Source organism: Shewanella halifaxensis HAW-EB4, assembly GCF_000019185.1.
Taxonomy (GTDB): domain Bacteria; phylum Pseudomonadota; class Gammaproteobacteria; order Enterobacterales; family Shewanellaceae; genus Shewanella; species Shewanella halifaxensis.
Window position 1 is genome coordinate 3,669,847 of record NC_010334.1, and the last position, 16,501, is coordinate 3,686,347.

The window sequence follows — 16,501 nt, forward strand, 5'->3', positions numbered from 1 at the left end:
CAGTTAAAAGAATAGATAAGAGCTGATAGCTCAAATAATTAAGGGTCTACAAATAATGAATCCTACTACAACCAGCGAAATGCTTTCACCGTGGCCATGGGCTGTGACTGAGTCAAACATTAGCTTTGATGTGCAAGTGATGGAGCAGCAGTTAAAAGATTTTAGCCGTGGCTGTTACGTGGTCAACCACAGCGAACAAGGCTTTGGTATCGCCCAGTCGGCGGAGATCGTCACAGAGCAAGCGGCTAATCAGTCAGGCTTGCCAGTGAGTGCCTTTGCACCTGCTCTTGGCACCGAAAGCCTAGGCGACAGTAATTTCCGCCGCGTTCACGGCGTAAAGTATGCCTACTACGCAGGCGCTATGGCTAACGGGATCTCATCTGAAGAGCTGGTTATCGCACTGGGTAAAGCCGGTATTTTATGTTCGTTCGGCGCAGCGGGTCTTATTCCGAGTCGTGTCGAAGAGGCTATTCACCGCATTCAAGCGGCGCTGCCAAACGGCCCATACATGTTTAACCTGATCCATAGCCCAAGTGAGCCAGCTCTGGAGCGTGGTAGCGTTGAGCTATTTTTAAAGCATAAGGTGCGCACCGTCGAAGCGTCGGCTTTCTTAGGCTTAACGCCACAAATCGTTTATTACCGCGCAGCGGGTTTAAGCCGCGATGCGAACGGTAAGGTGGTTGTCGGTAACAAGGTTATCGCCAAGGTCAGCCGCACCGAGGTTGCCGAGAAGTTTATGATGCCTGCGCCAGCCAAGATGCTGCAAAAGCTGGTCGATGATGGCGCTATCACCCCTGAGCAGATGGAGCTTGCGCTACTTGTCCCCATGGCGGATGACATTACCGCAGAAGCCGACTCTGGAGGTCATACCGATAACCGTCCATTGGTGACACTTCTGCCGACTATTTTGGCACTAAAGGAAGAGATCCAAGCCAAGTATCAATACGAAACGCCTATCCGCGTGGGTTGTGGCGGCGGTGTCGGTACGCCCGATGCCGCACTTGCTACTTTTAACATGGGCGCGGCCTATATCGTAACGGGCTCGGTTAACCAAGCTTGTGTCGAAGCGGGCGCCAGTGACCATACGCGTAAGCTACTCGCCACAACCGAGATGGCCGATGTGACCATGGCTCCAGCGGCAGACATGTTCGAGATGGGCGTTAAACTACAGGTGGTTAAGCGCGGTACGCTTTTCCCAATGCGTGCTAACAAGCTATATGAGCTCTACACTCGTTATGACTCAATCGAAGCGATTCCAGCGGATGAGCGAGAAAAACTAGAGAAGCAAGTTTTTCGCTCAAGCCTTAATGAAATCTGGGCGGGTACGGTTGCGCACTTTAATGAACGCGATCCAAAGCAGATTGAGCGCGCCGAAGGTAACCCTAAGCGTAAGATGGCACTGATTTTCCGCTGGTATCTAGGCCTTTCTAGCCGCTGGTCTAATTCTGGCGAAGTCGGTCGTGAGATGGATTACCAAATCTGGGCGGGTCCTGCACTGGGCGCCTTCAACCAGTGGGCCAAAGGCAGCTACCTAGATAATTACCAAGATCGTAATGCGGTCGATGTGGCTAAGCATCTGATGTATGGTGCAGCATACCTAAACCGGATTAACTCACTCACAGCCCAAGGCGTTAAATTGCCAACGCAGCTACTGCGCTGGAAGCCGAGCCAAAGAATGGCTTAATACTATTCTCTTGCAAAATGGCCTTATTAAGCCATCAAAGCCACTAATCTTCATTAGTGGCTTTTCTATTTTGACACTGAAGATCCACTTCAGGCTCAGCATTCGGCGCCTTCAACCAGTAGGCTAAAGGCAGCTACTTAGATAACTCATTCAAAAAGCAAGCAATAGCGTAATGCGGTCGATGTGGCTAAGCATCTGATGTATGGTGCAGCATACCTAAACCGGATTAACTCAACCTTTCACAACATAAGGCTCAAGGCGTAAAGCTGCTAGCAAGCCTACTGCGCTGGAAGCCAACTCAAAGAATGGCTTAAGGCCAGCCTTGAGCGGCTCGTAGAATGTAGAGAGTCAGCCTTGAGCGGCTTTGATAAAAAAACAAGCTAAAGAAAAAGCCACCGAACAGCTCTTATTTAACTAAGAGATTCTGGTGGCTTTTTGTTTTTCTACCATTCGCTGATCACAAATGAAGATATGGCTGTCCTATCTTTTGCTATCTTTTGTTTACTCACCTCCAATGTTTGCAATATATTTGCAGGGTTCACTCGGTTTTTGGGGCTCATAATCATCGCCAAGTACCTCATATAACAACTTTTGAGCCATTAAAAACTCTTGAAAACGCTCCTGTGTATTTACATATTTATGCTGATATCCATTAAATCCCTCCCAAATTCTAATGTTCTGGCGGTTGCAAACACGTAAAGAAACAAGCTGGTCAGTAAGAAGTGCCACCTCTTGAATAGATATTTCACTGATATCAATCTGCGCAATATCAAATAGTTTTCGATACAGTTGTGCAGCCTGCAGGCCTAGATGGCGTAACATAGGATCTGTGTGCTCCATTACCACAAAAATTTCATAATCATCCCTAATACCGTTGAAATTTGAGTCAACTCCATCAACGGTTAAATGAACATTCTCGTAATCAATATCTGGTAGTGCATATCCAATTGCTGGATGGGAAAACTCTTCCCATTGATAACGACCTCTATTCGTATCAGGCTTACCAAAGCCAATCTTTTTGACGAAATAGAATTTATCTTGGTGACTGACAGCATTGCCTAGAAGATAAAACTGACCGTAATGCCATTCCTCTATGTTGGTCAAAGCAACTTGACTCCACCTCCATGAATTTTTAGCGGGTTCGCGGTTAACACTAGGGAGTTTGGATACCCACATGTAGTTTTGATGCGAAACTATATCGCCTCTTTTATAGTATTGAGCACTATCAAACTTGGGGTATTCGGTATAATCGAGAGCAAGAACAATGCAGGGAAAAGTTAGTAATAAAGCTATTATCTTAATCATTAAAAATTCCTTTTATTTAATGATATAAATCAATAATTATTGAGTATTTGGATACCGACCTAAAGCCCAAACCATTACTCGTCCATGAATAACATTAAAAGCATAGATACTGAAAACTAAGGTAGCCATATTTATTAGTATAAGTTCACCAGCCAACTCAGAACCGGGGAAAGCCCAGAAGCACCTGATGTACGGCGCTGCATACCTAAGCCGTATTAACTCAACCTTTCACAACATAAGGCTCAGGGTGTTAAACTGCCAGCACAGCTACTGCGCTGGAAGCCAACTCAAAGAATGGCTTAAGGTCAGCCTTGAGCGGCTCGTAGAAAGTAGAGAGTCAGCCTTGAGCGGCTTTTATAAAAAGACAAACCAACCTAAAAGCCACTCATCTTCATTAGTGGCTTTTTTATTGATGACTATTTTACAAAACCCGTTGTCAGATCACGGAAGCTAATCACACAAGGAACGCATACTATTGAGGTTCAAAGCAAATAATTCTCCGTAAAGTAAGCAGACCTGCTGTAAAAATCTGGATACTCATCGATTATTGAGCTTTACTAGATTAATACTCTGTTTTAAAAGGTTTCTAGCTATCATTCAATTAAAATCTCAAACCTTTAATCAGCTGCAGCTTAAGATTTCAGTCGCCATTTTTATCCTATTCGCTAGCGCCGCGTTTGCCTACCGGATCTGGGTGCAAGTTCCCGCTATTGAACGCTCATTATTAAAAGTCTCTGAGCAGGAGCTAGTCGCGTTAAACTTTGCCTTTGAGCAGATGAGTAAGCCTCTACATACCATCAATTACGATTATGCGGTTTGGGATCAAACCTACAACTACATGAAATCAAATAGCCCAGTGGCTAAAGAATACTATGAGCAACACGAATACCCCGATGACACCTTTAAAAGTCTAAAAGTCGATGGCATCTTTATCTTCGATAACGATCAAAATGCCGTATTTAGTAAAGGGGTACGCCACAGTAGCAATGCCCAAAAACTACAGTTTGAATTGATGGACCTTTTGAAGCACCCTGAAAGTAGACTGCTATCACCGCTGAAAAAAACAGCCTATCCTCCTCAAGCTCAGCCTTTTAATAACCCCAGTAGCGTGCCAACAAAGACAGGAGTTATCGCCACTAAATATGGCCCAGCCCTTTACAGCTCCAGTAGTATTTTGCAGTCTGATCGCACAGGACCGATAATGGGTTACATTGTCTTTATTCGACTGATTGACGATGAGTTTATGGCTGAGCTTTCAAGGTTTACTTCCGCGGGAGTTGAACTTAGTGAAGTCAAAATCTCTGACGATGTCGCTAACATCCCCTATCTGGGTTCTGGCTTTGATCTAACTAAACTAGCGCCAACCTCTCAGCGTCTGGTTCGCAATATTGACGGTCGGCCACTGATAAAGTTTACTCTCTACCACACTAATTCAGCACCACCTTCCATACTCGGTAGCGATATCTACATACTACTGGCTGAAATGTCGATTCTACTATTATTAGCCTACTTTCTATACTCGTACTTCTTAGTACAACCTGTAAGAAAGCTCGCTATCGATATCGAAGAGATGGGGAGGAGTCGAGAGATCAAGAAGCTAAGATGCCGCTACCCCATTACAGAGTTGGTGAATGTTGCCACCCACTTCAACGCGCTTATGGGCACAATTCAAGAGCAGACAAAACAGCTCAACGAGCAGGTTTATATCGATAAACTGACCAATATCCCCAATCGTCGTGGCTTTGAGCAAAGGCTTGAGACCTACTGCCAACTCCTAGCGAGGCAGCAGATAGGTTTTACCCTGATTATTGCCGATGTGGATCACTTCAAAGAGTATAACGACACCCTAGGCCACTTAGCCGGTGATGAGGCGCTGATTAAAGTCGCACAAACTCTGAGTCAACAGTTTTTCCGTGCAGACGACATATGCGCTCGTTTCGGTGGCGAGGAGTTCATTATGCTCTACCGTGATATTCCGGACGAGCCACTGCAGCGCAAACTCGATGCCATGATCCAAGCCTTTGAAGACTTGGCGCTACCTCACCCTAGTGCAACGACGGCTAAATATGTGACTATCAGCTTTGGGGTGTGCAAGGTGCTAGCAGTAGAAGACTTTGAGTTTAAAAATAACGCAGATATTATCGGCCGTCAGGCCGTGTTACTTGCCGATAAAGCCTTATACCAAGCAAAAGCCAACGGCCGCAATCAATACCAAAAAGTCACAATATCAATCGATGAAATTGAAACATTAGAAAGCAATCATCCGAGCGATTTAGCGTAAAAGCTATTAAGCTTTGTCAGCGATAATAAAGTTGATACCTTTTTTGTCAGTCCCTTCTTTTGGGATAAAAAACTTTAATCGCTTTCACATTTAGCTTTAAACAAAGGTGTATTTTTTAGGAATAGATCAAATAAAGCGTAAAATTTAAGATGTAAACTTGTCCCAAATTTAGATTCCCAACACAGAATAATAGCGAGTAGTGATGAGGCATAGTGCAAAAGGGTTCACATTAATAGAGTTGGTCGTTGTCATCATCATTTTAGGTGTGTTAGCTGTTGTAGCGATACCTAAATTTATCAACTTACAAGACGATGCCAGAATGTCTGCAATGGCTGGCCAGTTTTCAGCCTTTAAAAGCGCGGTAACTCTTTACCATAGCGGTTGGGAAGCAGCAGGAAATACCGGTGCGATTGATAAGCTCGCCAGTTTTGGCGAAGGTAATGTGTCATCGAGCCCAACAGGCTACCCCTACTCAACCTCAGGGGTCAATACAGAAGTATTTACCGCATGTGAAGAGCTTTGGCATGGTATTACCTCAACAGATTTTACCATCGCGCATGTGACCGATGCAGACCTAATGACTTCAGATGTCGACATTGCCTATACTTATCGTAGCGATCAGTGTATCTATCGTGATCTTTATTTTATTCAGCGTGGCGAAACGACCAAGGTAATGAACTATGACTTCAACACTGGTGAAGTTACCATCAACGACGCTTTCTATAATTCAGATGGTACAATGCAACATTAGTCACTCTCAGTATCCGTTATTGTCAGTATTAGTAATTGCCAGTATCCGTAATTGTCAGTATTTGTAAAACACGTTCTGTAACAAACTCGCCATAATGCTCTCCTTAAACAAAGGAGAGCATTATCTTTAATAATACTGTTTACCCTCAAGCAAATAGCTACTCATTAACCCGCTTTGCAGAGGGGATAATCTCTAATCGATGAACAATCTCTCCCGGCAGTAGCGGCGTGCTTTGCTGTGTCACATAGTCATCAAAACCAGAGCGGTAAAAATCAGATAACGGATGCCCTGACTGACCACCAGGAATCGTCATAATCGCATTTTTCTCATCGCCCGGCTGCACAATAAAACGCTGCGATGCACCAAAAGAAGCCCCTTGCACCGCAGGCATAAAGCTGTCACCAAAGCCTGCAACAACAGGCATATCGAGCAGCGCACTCAGCGCGGGGATTTGCTTAGAAAATGGATGCTGAATTTTAAGCTGATTCACCTTCCCCCACGCCAGATCGGCCATATCGTTATCCTCACTATATTGAGTGAGTAACCTCTCTTTACTCTGCAGGTACATATCCGTTAAATATGAAGACCAATCATGCTGCTCCTGTGGTAACCAATCCTGTGCCTGAGAATTGATTAATTGCCACATACCTGGCTCTAAGTAACGCTTAATTGGCGATAAGCTAAGATCATACTGAGCTAGCGCAGTTTCCAGTGGTGCAAAAGTTCTGTCGATAACTTGAGTGCGAAAATAACGCACAAGGCTATACCCCACAGAATCGCTACAGGCACAGGCTTGCCATGATTTCAGATACTCAATATCTTCAGCGAAACGCTCTGGCTGGGTGCTCAATTGCTTGAGTAGCAATTGCTGCCAAGGCACTAAAAATCGCGCCTCATTATCCAGCTGTAGCTTGTAAAAATCCTCCACAGAGAAACTCTCGGCCTCAAGTAATCGGTCTCTTATTTGCGTACTGCGCGCACCCAGCGCATAGCCACCATCACCTAGCTGCTTATGCGCGTCAACCGACACCACACGTGAATTACCAGTCCATAACCGGTTACTTTTGGGGTCAATAACCTGCGGTAGCGCAGCTTGCTCTTGCAACCAATTAACGCTCTGATAATCCTCAGTCACCATCGCAACATCACTTGGGTTGGTTCTCGCTGGATAGGCGCCGGCGGGTTTCCAAGCCGCACTGCCTGAACTGTCTACCAGAAGCATATTCTGCACCGGGATCCCCATGGTTTCAGCAATCTCAATACCTTGCTCAACACTGGCGACGCTATCGAGATCAATCAGCTGCATATCCACCGCATAGTCGGTGTGAGCAACCCAGGACAGGGCGTACCTTTGCCCGCCAACCTCTCTTACTGGGCCATAGGGCGACATCTCTATTGCATAAACGACCTCGGAGTCAGGCAGCGTGATGGTTTCATTTTCAAAATAGATTGGAGTTTTCTCGTCGATTGCCACCCAATCGGCAGTGTCAATATAAGCGTTAGTAAAGCCCCATGCCACCTTGCCATTACTGCCCACGACAATCGCTGGCGTGCCGGGCAGCGACACACCGGTAACTTGACGCTCTGCCCCGCCTTTTTGATAGTTAAGCTGGGCCCGATACCAGATAATTGGCACGGCAAAAGAGAGATGCATATCATCGGATAACATGGCATTACCGTTCTCGGTCAACTCACCCGTCACCGCCCAGTTATTACTGCCAATATCCAGTGGCTCGGCAATATCACGAGTCTTGGCGTGAGCGAGTAAGTCTTTGGCTAATGTAGGAACAGGTAAGGCTTCTAATGCAAACCGACTGCCATCGAGGGGCGCCTGATATTGGCTTGGTTGAATGAGAAAATCGAGCATCGCCTCGCCAAACAAGACTTGAATTTGAGTTAGCGCTAAGTCGCGCTTAATGGTGTTGCCCTGCAGGTCGAGGTACATGCTGTAGATCACCAGCAAACTATCGGCCGGCTGCCAAGGCTTAGGCTTGGCGCCAGTCACTATATACTCGAACGAAGAGAATGTTTGGGCAGCAAGTGCATCATTCACCCCTTGAGCATAAGTGGTTAGCACCGCTAAATGATCAGCATCCAGCTTTGCAACAATCAGCTCTGCACGTTTACGTAGTTGATGAAAACGGCGACGTTTATCTAAATTAACGGCTTTCTCACCGAAGATCTCAGCCAGCTCTCCGGCGGAGTTTCTACGCAACAGATCCATCTGAAAGAATCTGTCCTGCCCATGAGCATAACCTAAGCCATAGGCGGCATCTTGTCGGTCACTGGCGTGAACAATGGCAGTGCCTAAGCTATCTCGCTCAAGAGTCACTTTGTGCTTAACCCTGTCACTTGCCACGCTTTGATCCAGTGCAGGCAAGCTCAAAGATAACGCTAGGTACAAGCCACCAACAGTAGCGACGACAATTGATGATGTTCCAATGAGTGCTATTTTTATTATTTTATGCATTGAGTTAGCTATCCCTGCGCTAAAAAATTAACCTAATGCATCATAAACCCGGTTACATAAATGTTAAATAGCCATTTGAGTTTTATCCTCATCTCGATCAAATACAGCGCATCATGCTAGCGATTTTCGCAATGACAGCGAACTGAACTTTTCGGGTGACCAGAAAAATAGCAGGCTATAGGTGCACCAGCTGTGGCAGGTTTATGGCAAAATAGCCCAATCAAGTTAGGGAGTAATATGGCTAAACCCAATAAGAAAGGGCCGACACAAACGGTCGAGATCTTCTGCGCTAAATGTAAAACCCAGCTATTTAAGTACCGAAAAGGTGGCAAAGGTGCACTGGTTAAGTGTTTTAAGGAGCGCATTGTCGATGACTACACTCAAACGCCCTGCCAGTGCCCAAGCTGTGAGCAAGTATTCGCGCGCGATACGCTTATTCGCGGTGCTCCGGCGTTTAAGATGATTGGCGGTAAGGTCACAATGAAGTAGGTAGTCTTCGAATGAAGGCTGGTTACATTTATTGTTTGGTGTTACCAAGTGGCGTTTTTGAACTGGTAGCTTCATGGTTGCTAATCGCCTCCAGCGGGGTATGTGCAGATACTGCTGAGGCACGCGACAAGCACATCCTTGTGAGCTCAACGAAAACAAATAACATCCTTGTTAAAAGGCCAGTTCGGTATCCATACCTCTCGTTCAAGAGCGTGATAACTTGGTTATCTTTCACCCTGTTTTCGACGGCCTCAGCCGCATCTACACTGGGTAATTTTCTTCTTAGATTTAGGCTGAAGAGCTAGGGGAGAGCCAAGAGGGGGTTGCTGTTGACCCCTTCTTAGCCGAGTGTGAGCTGGAGGCTCACGATCTTTATCAAACGAAGTTTGATTTCGCTTTTAGAGTCAACCGAGTTAAAAGTTCTAAGTAACTACTTTCCCTATGTCAGGTTATGTTTGCTGCAACAACCGATAACATCGATAAAGCTTACTGGGCGACAAGCTGTTATAATGGCAACAGCAACACAGTTATCAGCGCCTATCTGCGTAAAGTCGATAACTGCAATAGATAAATCAGACACCTAATTGAGACTCGTCATGCCGTTTTCCAAGCTTGGATTAAGCACACCTATCGTTAAAGCCGTTACCGAACAAGGCTACACTAGCCCGACTCCGATTCAAGCTAAGACCATTCCCGTTATTTTAAGTCAGCGTAACCTCATTGCCGCTGCGCAAACTGGTACGGGTAAAACCGCCAGCTTTGTTCTGCCTATTTTAGAGATGCTCAGCCGCAGCGAAACCCAGCGTAAGAAGCGTATTCGCGCCCTGATCCTAACGCCGACACGTGAGCTAGCGGTGCAGGTTGAAGATAACATCAGCCAATACGGTAAGCATTTAGCGCTGACCTCTATGGCCATGTATGGTGGCGTCGACTCAAAGCCTCAGCGTGAACGCTTAATCGAAGGCGTCGACATTCTCGTGGCGACACCGGGTCGATTACTCGATATGTATACTCAGCGCGCTATTCATTTCGATGAGCTAGAAATTCTGGTGCTCGATGAAGCCGACAGAATGCTGGATATGGGCTTTATCGAAGATATCAACAAGATTATGGAAAAGCTGCCTGTAGACAGACAAACTTTACTGTTTTCAGCAACTCTGTCTAGACAAGTCAAAGAGCTAGCAAGAGCCACGATTGTTAGACCAATCGAAATTTCTGTCACTCACAATACTGATAATAAGCCTAAAATTGAGCAATGGTTAGTTACGGTTGATAAAGACAAGAAGTCGGCATTATTAAGTCATTTAATTCAAGAAAATAACTGGCAACAAGCGCTTATTTTTATTGAAACTAAGCAAGGCGCAGCCAAACTCGTTAGCCAACTTGAGAAGCGCGGTATCACCGCAGAATGCATTCACGGTGGTCGTAGCCAAGAGATACGTGAGCAAATACTCGCTGACTTTAAAGCGGGCAAGATAGGCTTATTAATCGCCACAGGTATCGCCGCCCGCGGTTTGGATATCGACGAGTTGCCGTTAGTGATCAACTATGACCTGCCTTACCCTGCTGATGACTATATTCATCGAATCGGCCGTACCGGCCGTGCTGGTGCCAGCGGTGAAGCAGTTGCTTTGGTATCGAAAGATGACTTTAAAAATCTGTGTATGATTGAAAGCCGATTAGGTCATCTGATTGAACGTAGAGAAATTGAAGGCTTTGCACCGCGTAAAGAGGTGCCAGTCTCAATTTTGAACTATAAGCCTAAGAGCAAACAAATTGCGGGCGGTGATAAAAAGCCCCATCGCGACGCTAAAGAGCCGATAAGCCATAAAGCGAATAATAAAAGTGAGAGCAAAGAAAGCGGTAAAAGTCCTAATAAGCTGCCACCAAATCCGTGGAACTTATAAAGTTTACCCACTAGTGACTCTCCAGAGATTGTAACTAACTTTCTGCTAGCGGCTTGTTAAAGCCGCTTATTCTACAGCCTGCAGCAAACTCGTTTATCAAAACTTACTGCCATACAAAGCGGCTTAACGCTAAGCTGCTTTCCCACTCCGCAAAAATAACACTTTCTTTACAATACGTTTCGCATACGTTAGCTTAAGTTATTAAGTTTATTCAGCTTCGGCTAATCTATACTCAGCTTATTGCCTGTATTTAATCTATCTCTATTTATTTTACTCTATGTCGCGAACCACTTTAGTTAGACTAGACTCAGCCTAGGAGCGCCATGCTTGCTTTTATGCAAAAAATCAATTCAAAACAACGGCTTTTACTCATACTTGTCACCTTAACTTGTGCCATTCTGGTTGTTGCACTTCTAGTCTTCAATAAATTTCAAGCTCAGCCAGTGCCTACAGGCTCAATTATCGTCTTACCCATCAAAGCTCCGCCTGTAGTAGGCGCGAACGACTGGCAAGAGTACGCTCAGATGGAGCAAGTGATCGCAAACCTAGGCACATCGGCCCAATATCCGGTACTACAAACTGAAGATGTGATTGCCATGCTGTCTCAGGCCTCTAGCTTTATCCAAGATCAGCAAGCTATAGACCTTGAGCGACTCTTTATCGTTTCAGGGGCATCATTAATTGTAGAAACGACGGTCTCAGTTAATGAAAACAGTTACCAGCTCGACTACCGCTTATTAAGCACACAACAGATAAAGAGTGGAACAATTGTAGATAGATCTTTATCAGAGGCGAATACAAGGCTGGCTATGCGGATTCAAAACTTCGTCGACTTCACCCCTTCCCCAATCAAGGGGGGCGCCGATGCTTGGTTTACTCAGCCACTGCTCCTTGAAGCGCTTAAACAGATCCAATACAGCCAACTCGCAGATGCGAAAATCAGCCTAAACGAACTTCTTTCCCAAACACCAAATAACCTTGTAGCAATAAGATTACTAGCCGAGCTATACAGTGCCGATGAAGAGCTTTTAGCAGCCGAGGAGTGGCTAAATGTAGGGATAGAATTAGGGCTAGAGAGTGAAAACCAACGTCAGTTAGCAAGACTAAGGCTCGCATTAGCCCAACTTCTGCTGAAAAAAGGGCTGCCGGAGTTAGCGATTACTCAGTTATCTCAAGCAAGAACATTAGCCGCCAATAGCCAGGACTGGCTGTATCTGGGCTATATCTCCAACTGGTCAGGGCACATCTACCAGCAGCTCAATCGCTATCAAAACGCCAACGCACAATACCAATACTCTCTAGACTATCATCAAAAAGCGGGCTACCCCGCGGGTCAAGTCATTGCACTAAACAACCTCGCGGAGCTTGAAGTAGTGCAACATAACTATTCGCTCGCATACAAAGCGATTAATCAATCAGTAGCAATAGTGACTCAAAGAGACTTGACTCAACTTCGTGAGCCTACGTTTAAACTGTTAGCCAAAATAGAAAATAAGCTACAGCGCATACGCTAGCTTTTAGCTTGCAAGCTAACCTTTGATGCGACACCTAGGTCCAAATGATGCAATATCTAGCTCCAAAGCATGACTCAGTCGTCATGTTTGTGAACAAACAAGTCCATGGCACTCTTGGTCATCGCCCTCACACCGGTGTTAATGGTAGGTGCGTAATCGGGAGCAAATTTACTGGAGTGCAATGACGGTAGTGTCTTACTGGAAGAGAGGCTCGTTTGATAGAGACTCGGCTCTACCGCCCCTAACCAAAACATCATGATAGGGCGTTTGTCATCTGTTAAACCATATAAACCAAAGTCTTCTCCCGCCATCACAGGCGAGGCAGCGATGACGTTTTCTGCGCCGATTTCAGACTCGATACTTGCCTGCACTCGCGCTGCTAATTCAGGATCATTATAAGTCGATGGAATACTCTCGCCTTGATGCACATACACCTCAGGATACAAGGCTTCATCTAGCCCAGCACTCATCGCAATCCCTTTTGTTAAACGCTTAAGGGCGGCAATTTGTTGCAGGCGAACATCGGGATTATAGGAGCGCAGGGTAAGCTGTAACTTCACTTCATTAGAGATAATATTGTGCTTTGAACCACCATGAATCGAACCGACTGTGATGACATTAGGTTCTAGCGGCGACACCTCTCGACTCGCTATCGTCTGCAACGCTACAACGATTCTCGCGGCTAACACCACAGGATCTTTAGTTTGGTGCGGATAGGCGCCATGACCGCCCTCGCCTTTAACTGTGATATCGACAGAGTCGACGTTCGCCAATGCGTAGCCTGAAACGATCCCCACCTTACCAGCTGGTATCGATGCACTAACATGCAACCCAAGCACATAATCTGGTGTGGGAAATTGCTCAAACAATCCCTGCTTTAACATGGCTTTTGCGCCGCCGCCCACCTCCTCGGCAGGCTGTGCCACCATCATCAAGGTGCCTTGCCAATGCGCTTTATTGGCCACAAGTTGCTGAGCGGTGCCCACAAGACTGGTCATATGTATGTCATGACCACAACCATGCATCACCCCGACCTCATTGTTATTGGCATCCAAAGTAGTGACTTTAGAGGCATAGGTTTTACCCGTTTCCTCGGTAATCGGCAGGCCGTCGGTGTCAGCCCTTATCATCACTGTTGGCCCCTCACCATTTCTTAATATGGCCACGACGCCATAACCACCAAAATTTTCAGTAACTTGGAAACCCAAACTTGCTAACTCTATCGCTATACGAGCGCTACTGTCTTTTTCTTGGTAAGAGAGTTCGGGGTTTTGATGCAGGTACAAATATAAGGCTTCAAGGTTAGGCATCGCCTTAGCCGTAGAGTCGGCTAAACCTGTGGCATAACAAGTGGTCCAGCTACAACTAATAAGTAGTGTAAGCAAAGAGGCTGTTAGTAATCTCATGATTTATCTCTCTTATTTTTCGGCTACGCCATTGTGTACGCATTTACCATCCCTTAGTAGACCAAGTTAACACAGTGTCAACATATATAAACCAGTGAACGCTAAATTACCCTGTATTGAGTTAATCATGCCAAGAGGAGACTCTTGGCAGCAAAGGGTAACAACTCAATACAATTGTTAAGAACAATGAGCTGCCAGACTAATTAATAACCGCCTGTTTTTGTGAAGAAAAAGATAAATGTGATCCACTTTCAAGATTTGTTTTTTTGTCCGTTAAAGCTTGTTAATTCCCTCAATAGAAACGAGACCCTACCTAAATTAGAGTATAAGATAACGCGCGTTCAAAAGGAGAATAATTCTCATTTGGTGAAAAGTTAAGGTGCGTCATGAATAAGCTCAAAGTTAGTGTACTGGCGATAGCTGTAAGTACAGCCCTCAATGCTCAGGCTCAAGAAGCCACGGTAGAGACTCAATCAAACCAGCAGGCCAGTGCACAAATGCACGAGGTAATCGTTATTTCAGGTTCGCGTATGGAGCAGGAAATTGAACAGGTTGCCGGCTCGATTGTGGTCATTGATGAAGAAGCTATTGAAAAAAGCATGAGTAATGACTTTGGTAGTTTATTTAGAAATGAGTCTGCCATCGGTATTAAAGGCGGTGCGGGTAAACCGACCACTGTGACTATTCGTGGTATCGGTGGCAACCGCGTGATGATGGTAAAAGATGGCGTACGCGTTAACAACCAGTATGCATCACCACTAGGGCCTGGAGCCGAAGGCACCGGACGCGGTCTTACCGAAGTACAAAGCCTAAAGCAAGTTGAAGTGGTTAAGGCCGCAGCATCGACCATGTATGGCTCTGATGCATTGGGTGGCGTGGTTGTGATGCGCACCAAAGACGCAAGTGACTACCTAATGGGTGATGACTATTATATGTCTGTTAATGCTGGATATGCGGGCATTAACGACGAATACGCAGCCGGTTTTACCAGTGCAGCAGCCTACGGTGGCTTTGAAAACCTACTGACCTATCAGCACCGTGAAGGTGAAGAACTGCCTAATTTTTATGACACGCAGCCAGACAGCGATCTAGTGCAAGACAGTGTACTGTTTAAGAGCAAGTACCATTTCAACGAGTACACCTCTGTGCAGCTGACCCTAGATTATCTAGAGCAGACCCTTAAACGCTGGGAATACGAATTCGATAAAGATAATGTTCTTGAGGAAAATATCGATACCAACCGCGACACTCAAGTCATTAATGGTGCCCTGCAGTTGGTCTCAAGTAAACCGACTCAAATGCATGACACCCTAACGGTAACGGCCTATTTTGGCCAAACCGAACAGCTAGAGCATAGAGACTATTTTGAGTGGAACAAAGCTAGCACTTTTTACGGTTTGAGCGAAATCCGCGATTACAGCTTTGAAGATCAACGTATCGGGGTCAACAGCACCTTCAGTAAGTATGTGGGCGGCGATAGCTATGGTCATCAGATCACCTATGGTCTGGACTATGAGTTTTCCACTATGTCACGTCATCGCACAGTCAATGATACCGTTACGGGCGAGACAACGACCCCCTTTACCTTTGCCACCACCGACAGCCAGCGCCTAGGCATTTTTGTACAGGATGATATCACCCTGCTTGATGGCGATTTGAACTTGATCGCGGGTTTGCGTTATGACTATTTCAGTAACACTCCTGATAAGAACCAAGCTAAAGAAGGCTTAGGGGATAAATACGAAGAAGCTAATTTTGAGCCAATGAATGATAGTTTCTGGTCGCCTAAACTGGGCTTAGTCTATCAATTATCAGATTCTGTAAGCGTTTATGGTCAATATGCCTATGGCTACAAAATGCCAACGCCGGATCAAAAATGGGGTGAGTTGGAAGTCGATGCAGGCTCGATGACTGATGTGTTTATTCAGGCCAACTATGAGCTGGAGTCTGAGCAGTCACATACTTGGGAGATCGGTGTTCGTGGTAATCATAGTGACACCAATTATGAGCTAACCGCCTTCTATACTCTGGCAAAAGATTTTATCGACTGGCAGTATGTGAGCTTTAAACCTCCTGTGATTACTCCTGGTTGGCCTCCTGTTATGGAACCAATGGAATTTAAGTACCAGTACTACAACCGCGATGAAGTGATCTTGTACGGCGCTGAAGCTCAGCTCAATCATTGGCTAACCGATAGCGTTGAGCTATGGGGTAACATCTCTTACACCTATGGTGAAGATGAAAATGGTGACTACCTTAACAGTGTCAGTCCACTCAAAGGGACCGCAGGTGTTAACTGGTATACCGACATTGCCGATATGGAAGCCGATTTTGGCGCAGTTGTTCGCTGGGCGGATGATATGAGCCGTACCAATGATATCGAGCTAGCCGAGGAGGATATCTGCGCGATGGGGATCTGTATTCCTAAAGAGCAATTTAATGAAGTCTACGGTACAAGCGGTTACGCCGTCATGGATCTCACCTTTGGTTTAAGAGTTAACGATAACTGGAAACTAAGAGCTGGCGTATATAACTTGTTTGACAAAGAATATATCGATTACGCCGATGTTGCAGGTCAATCGGTATTCTTGCTAGGTGCTAGCATGGATTTAGAAAAAGAAGACTTTACCCAGCCGGGTCGCTACTTCAACGTTAGCGTGAACTATCAGTTCTAATGCGTAGCTTGATGATATA

The 16,501-nt window shown here is 45.6% G+C and carries 11 protein-coding genes and 1 pseudogene; 8 read left to right on the top strand and 4 right to left on the bottom strand.

Going from position 1 to position 16,501, the window contains the following annotated elements; translation table 11 throughout:
* Positions 1 to 55 precede the first annotated feature (55 nt).
* Both pfaD and SHAL_RS23685 read left to right on the top strand, forming a co-directional pair.
* A complete protein-coding gene (gene pfaD / locus SHAL_RS15570) occupies positions 56 to 1,684 on the top strand; it encodes an eicosapentaenoate synthase subunit PfaD (RefSeq protein ID WP_012278086.1) in 1,629 nt (542 codons plus the stop codon).
* A gap of 89 nt (positions 1,685 to 1,773) precedes the next feature.
* Positions 1,774 to 1,998 (top strand): annotated as a pseudogene (locus SHAL_RS23685) (2-nitropropane dioxygenase); the annotation flags it as partial.
* Between the two features lie 187 nt (positions 1,999 to 2,185).
* Here the strand turns inward: SHAL_RS23685 and SHAL_RS15575 are convergent.
* Positions 2,186 to 2,989 carry a hypothetical protein gene (locus tag SHAL_RS15575; protein WP_012278087.1) on the bottom strand — a complete coding sequence of 268 codons (804 nt, stop codon included), beginning with the start codon at positions 2,987 to 2,989 and terminating at the stop codon, positions 2,186 to 2,188.
* Between the two features lie 547 nt (positions 2,990 to 3,536).
* Between SHAL_RS15575 and SHAL_RS15580 the strand changes: the two genes are divergently transcribed.
* On the top strand, positions 3,537 to 5,270 hold the full coding sequence (locus SHAL_RS15580; protein WP_012278088.1) for a sensor domain-containing diguanylate cyclase: 1,734 nt from the start codon (positions 3,537 to 3,539) through the stop codon (positions 5,268 to 5,270).
* 202 nt (positions 5,271 to 5,472) lie between these two features.
* Complete coding sequence (locus SHAL_RS23615; RefSeq protein WP_012278089.1) at positions 5,473 to 6,021, top strand: pilin; 549 nt, start codon at positions 5,473 to 5,475, stop codon at positions 6,019 to 6,021.
* A 157-nt stretch (positions 6,022 to 6,178) separates the two neighbouring features.
* On the opposite strand, the gene SHAL_RS15590 is transcribed toward SHAL_RS23615, so the two are convergent.
* Positions 6,179 to 8,491 (bottom strand): penicillin acylase family protein, encoded by a 2,313-nt coding sequence (locus tag SHAL_RS15590; RefSeq protein WP_012278090.1) that lies wholly within the window; start codon positions 8,489 to 8,491, stop codon positions 6,179 to 6,181.
* Positions 8,492 to 8,728: 237 nt separating this feature from the next.
* Here SHAL_RS15590 and SHAL_RS15595 point away from each other — a divergent pair, with 237 nt between their 5' ends.
* Positions 8,729 to 8,980, top strand: a complete 252-nt coding sequence (locus SHAL_RS15595; RefSeq protein WP_012278091.1) for a hypothetical protein — start codon at positions 8,729 to 8,731, stop codon at positions 8,978 to 8,980.
* Between the two features lie 439 nt (positions 8,981 to 9,419).
* Here SHAL_RS15595 and SHAL_RS23300 read toward each other — a convergent pair whose 3' ends face one another.
* The gene (locus tag SHAL_RS23300; RefSeq protein ID WP_190273607.1) at positions 9,420 to 9,560 is read right to left on the bottom strand and encodes a hypothetical protein; all 141 of its coding nucleotides are present in this window, start codon (positions 9,558 to 9,560) and stop codon (positions 9,420 to 9,422) included.
* A 16-nt stretch (positions 9,561 to 9,576) separates the two neighbouring features.
* On the opposite strand from SHAL_RS23300, the gene SHAL_RS15600 reads away from it, so the two are divergent.
* Together SHAL_RS15600 and SHAL_RS15605 are read left to right on the top strand one after the other, a co-directional pair.
* Positions 9,577 to 10,887 (top strand): DEAD/DEAH box helicase, encoded by a 1,311-nt coding sequence (locus SHAL_RS15600; protein ID WP_012278092.1) that lies wholly within the window; start codon positions 9,577 to 9,579, stop codon positions 10,885 to 10,887.
* Positions 10,888 to 11,210: 323 nt separating this feature from the next.
* Entirely contained in the window at positions 11,211 to 12,401 is a 1,191-nt protein-coding gene (locus tag SHAL_RS15605; RefSeq protein ID WP_012278093.1) for a tetratricopeptide repeat protein, read from the top strand.
* A gap of 74 nt (positions 12,402 to 12,475) precedes the next feature.
* Here SHAL_RS15605 and SHAL_RS15610 read toward each other — a convergent pair whose 3' ends face one another.
* Positions 12,476 to 13,807, bottom strand: a complete 1,332-nt coding sequence (locus SHAL_RS15610) for an amidohydrolase (protein WP_012278094.1) — start codon at positions 13,805 to 13,807, stop codon at positions 12,476 to 12,478.
* Positions 13,808 to 14,193: 386 nt separating this feature from the next.
* Here SHAL_RS15610 and SHAL_RS15615 point away from each other — a divergent pair, with 386 nt between their 5' ends.
* Complete coding sequence (locus tag SHAL_RS15615) at positions 14,194 to 16,482, top strand: TonB-dependent hemoglobin/transferrin/lactoferrin family receptor (protein WP_012278095.1); 2,289 nt, start codon at positions 14,194 to 14,196, stop codon at positions 16,480 to 16,482.
* Positions 16,483 to 16,501: the final 19 nt, after the last annotated feature.